The organism is Streptomyces murinus, from assembly GCF_002154555.1.
Classification (GTDB): Bacteria; Actinomycetota; Actinomycetes; order Streptomycetales; family Streptomycetaceae; genus Streptomyces; species Streptomyces murinus.
This window is the reverse complement of sequence record NZ_MUNF01000174.1, coordinates 1-3,341: the sequence shown is the minus strand read 5'-3', so window position 1 is coordinate 3,341 and position 3,341 is coordinate 1. Positions and strand designations below refer to the sequence as shown.

The 3,341-nt window shown below is 73.5% G+C and carries 4 protein-coding genes; 3 read left to right on the top strand and 1 reads right to left on the bottom strand.

Translation table 11 applies throughout. From position 1 onward, the window contains the following. The coding region (locus CCN72_RS12840) for an FAD-dependent oxidoreductase (RefSeq protein ID WP_143664090.1) at nt 1-1,073 on the bottom strand (1,073 nt) is incomplete at its 3' end. Between the two features lie 47 nt (nt 1,074-1,120). On the opposite strand from CCN72_RS12840, the gene CCN72_RS12835 reads away from it, so the two are divergent. From CCN72_RS12835 to CCN72_RS12825, 3 genes are all read left to right on the top strand, one after another. Then, nucleotides 1,121-1,798 (top strand): TetR/AcrR family transcriptional regulator, encoded by a 678-nt coding sequence (locus tag CCN72_RS12835; RefSeq protein WP_086807638.1) that lies wholly within the window; start codon nt 1,121-1,123, stop codon nt 1,796-1,798. 77 nt (nt 1,799-1,875) lie between these two features. Beyond that, nucleotides 1,876-2,721 carry a helix-turn-helix domain-containing protein gene (locus tag CCN72_RS12830; protein WP_161218904.1) on the top strand — a complete coding sequence of 282 codons (846 nt, stop codon included), beginning with the start codon at nt 1,876-1,878 and terminating at the stop codon, nt 2,719-2,721. Between the two features lie 21 nt (nt 2,722-2,742). Then, nucleotides 2,743-3,341 (top strand): DMT family transporter (locus tag CCN72_RS12825; protein WP_143664089.1); only part of this gene is annotated, 599 nt, incomplete at its 3' end.

The window sequence follows — 3,341 nt, the reverse complement described above, 5'->3', positions numbered from 1 at the left end:
TTCCAGCCGAGGTTCATCGCGTCCCCGAGGCCGAGATTGAGCCCCTGTCCGCCGAACGGCGAGTGCACATGCGCCGCGTCGCCCGCGAGCAGCACCCGGCCCCTGCGGTACTCGGTGGCCTGCCGGGCGTTGTCCGTGAACCGGGTCGCCGTGCGCACCCCGGTGACGCGCACCTCCGGCACGCCCGAGACCCGGCGCAGGCTCGCCTCCAACTCCTCGGCCGTGACGGGCGCGTACCGGTCGGCCGGCGGGCTGTCGAACTCGACGGTGAGGACGCGGCCGGGGAACGGCCCGTGCACGTACGTCCCCACGTCCGTCGTGTGCCAGCCGGCCTTCAGCCGCTCGGCGCCGCTGAGTTCGACCAGCGCCTGGTAGCCGGTGATCTCCGGTGCGGTGCCCGGGAACGCGAACCCGGCGAGCCTGCGCACCGTGCTCCGGCCACCGTCGCAGCCGACCAACCAGCCCGCGCGCACGGTCCGTTCGTCGAGTTGTACGGCGACCCCGTCCGCGTCCTGGGTGAAGCCGGTCAGCTCCACGCCCCGCCGCACCTCCACCCCGAGCTGCTCCGCCCAGCGGCCCAGCGCCCGCTCCAACTCGGCCTGCGGCAGCACGAGTCCGGGTCCGGCGGCGGGATCGGCGTCCGCCCACTCGGGGCCGGAGTCGTCGAACAGCTCGGGGTCCAGCATGATCCCGGCGAAGTGCCCGGCGAACCTGGGGCGTTCCGGCCTGCCGCTGCCGCTGCCGCTGCCGCTGCCGCTGCCGCTGCCGGTGTCGCCGTCGACATCCTTGAGGTCCCGGAACGCCTTGAGCCGTTCCTGCACCGCCTCCCGCACCGCCGCCAGCTCGGGCAGCAGCCCCCTTCGGTTCAGGGCGACCACGCTCGGGTGGTTGATCCAGCCGGCCTTGATGGTCTCGTCCACCTCGGCCAGCCGCTCCACCACCAGCACCCTTAAGGCCCCGCCCAGCCGCAGCTCAGCGGCGAGGAAGAGCCCTACGGGGCCGGCTCCGGCCACCACCACGTCGTACTCCGTGCCCTGCTCCGTGCCGGGCTCCGCGCCCTGTGTCGTCGTCATGAGCCGCACTATAGTCACTAAAAGTTTTTATCCGCTATAGTTTTTTCATGAGCGATGAGCTGAGCGAGGGGCCGGTGGGCGGTCGGGACGGCCTGGACGACGCGAACCCGCTTCCACTGCGGGAGCGCAAGAAGCGCGCGACGCGTCGGCGGATCTCCGACATCGCGACGCGGCTGTTCGGCGAGCGCGGCTTCGACGCGGTGACGGTCGCGGAGGTGGCCCGCGCGGCGGACGTCTCCGCCATGACGGTCTTCAACTACTTCCCGCGCAAAGAGGACTTGTTCCTCGACCGCATCCCCGAGGCCGCCGACCTCCTCGCCACGGCCGTACGCGAACGCGCCCCGGGCGAAACCCCGTTGACCGCCCTGCGCCGTCTGACCCTCCGACTCCTGGGCGAACGGCACCCGTTGAGCGCCGTGGGGGAGAGCTACGTCCCCTTCTGGCGCATCGTCATCGGCTCCCCGGCCCTGCGCGCCCGCGCCCGCGAGGGCGTCGAGGAGGTGGAGACGGCGCTCGCGGCGGCCCTCGCCGACACCGGCACGCCCGACCCGGACCTCCTCGCGGCCCTTGTCGTCGCCGCGTACCGCACGGTCTTCGTCGGCACCGCCCGGCGGCTCCTCGCCGGTGATCCGGAGGCAGAGGTGGCCGAGGACCACCGGGCCCGCCTGGAGACGGCGTTCACCGCGCTGGAGCGGACCGGGCTCGGCCGACGACCCGTCGGCTGACCTGCGCGGAAGGAAGCGGGGGCCGGCGGGCGTTCCAACGGCGGGCGAGGTGATCGCCGTACGACGAGGGGGCGTCCATGACCGAAGCAGTGATCGCATCCGGGCCCGAACAGGCCCAGTGGCGACGGGCCAGACTCGGCCACGAGGGACCGCCCCTCGACCTGCTCACCGCGAGCTTCCAGCGGCACACCTACGCCCCGCACGCCCACGACGAGTACACGATCGGCGTCTGCGTCGGCGGGTACGAGGTGATCGACTACCGGGGCGGCCACATACGCACCGGAGCCGGAACGATCGTCGTACTGGACCCCGGTGAGATGCACACCGGCGGTCCCGGCAACGCCACCGACGGATACGCCTACCGCGCGCTGTACGCCGAGCCGTCCCTGCTGGGGGAGGGCACCGCCGGGGGCGCCCCGCACTTTCCCGAACCCCTGCTGGACGACCCCGAGCTGGCCCTGGCACTGGCCCGCGCACACGCCGAACTCAGCGCCTGCCCCGACCCGCTGGAGGCCGAGTCCCGGCTGCCCTGGCTGCTCACCGCGCTCGCCCGGCGGCACTCCTCGGCCCGGCCGGCGCACGACCGCGTACCCGGCGCCGCCGGCATCGCGCGGACGGTCCGCGACCGGCTCGCCGACGAGCTGACCGCCCCGCCGACGCTCGCCTCGCTCGCCGCCGACCTGGGCCTCTCCCGCTACCAGCTGCTGCGGGCCTTCCGTACGGCGACGGGCATACCGCCGTACGCCTGGCTCGCCCAGTACCGGGTGGGCAGGGCGCGGGTGCTGCTGGAGGCGGGGCTGCGGCCGGCGGAGGTGGCGGGGCTGGTCGGTTTCGCGGACCAGGCGCATCTGACCCGCTGGTTCCGCAGGGTGCTCGGGGTGACCCCGGCGGTGTACCGCAACAGCGTTCAAGACACCCGCTGAGAAGTGGCCGAGACTCGCCGCATGACTGCACGTGGCTGGTTCCTGTTCTCCCTGATGGGAGTGGTCTGGGGCATCCCCTATCTGCTGATCAAGGTCGCGGTGGCCGAGGTGTCGCCGCCCGTCCTGGTGTTCACCCGCTGTGCGCTGGGCGCGGCCCTGCTGCTGCCGTTCGCGCTGCGCCAGGGCGGCCTGCCCCGCACCGTCCGCGCCCACTGGCGCCCCATGCTGGCCTTCGCGGTCCTGGAGATCGTCGTCCCCTGGTTCACCCTGACCGACGCCGAACGGCATCTGTCCAGCTCCACGTCGGGCCTGCTGATCGCGGGGGTGCCGATCGTGGGCCTCATCGCGGCCCGCTTCCTCGGCAGCACGGAGCACTTCGGCCCCCGGCGGCTGGTCGGCCTCACCCTGGGCCTCGTCGGGGTCACGGTCCTGGCCCTGCCCCACCTCACCGGCGGCGACGCCCGCTCCCTCGCCGAGGTCCTGCTCACCGTCGTCGGCTACGCCACGGCGCCCCTGATAGCCGCCCGGCACCTGGGGGATGTCCCCTCCCTACACCTGACGGCCCCCTGCCTCACCCTGGCCGCCCTGGTCTACGCTCCCGCCGCCGTCCTCACCCACCC

Coding starts and splice junctions, on each gene's coding strand:
- CCN72_RS12835 (WP_086807638.1), top strand. CDS start 1,121: ATGAGCGATGAGCTGAGCGAGGGGCCGGTGGGCGGTCGGGACGGCCTG.
- CCN72_RS12830 (WP_161218904.1), top strand. CDS start 1,876: ATGACCGAAGCAGTGATCGCATCCGGGCCCGAACAGGCCCAGTGGCGA.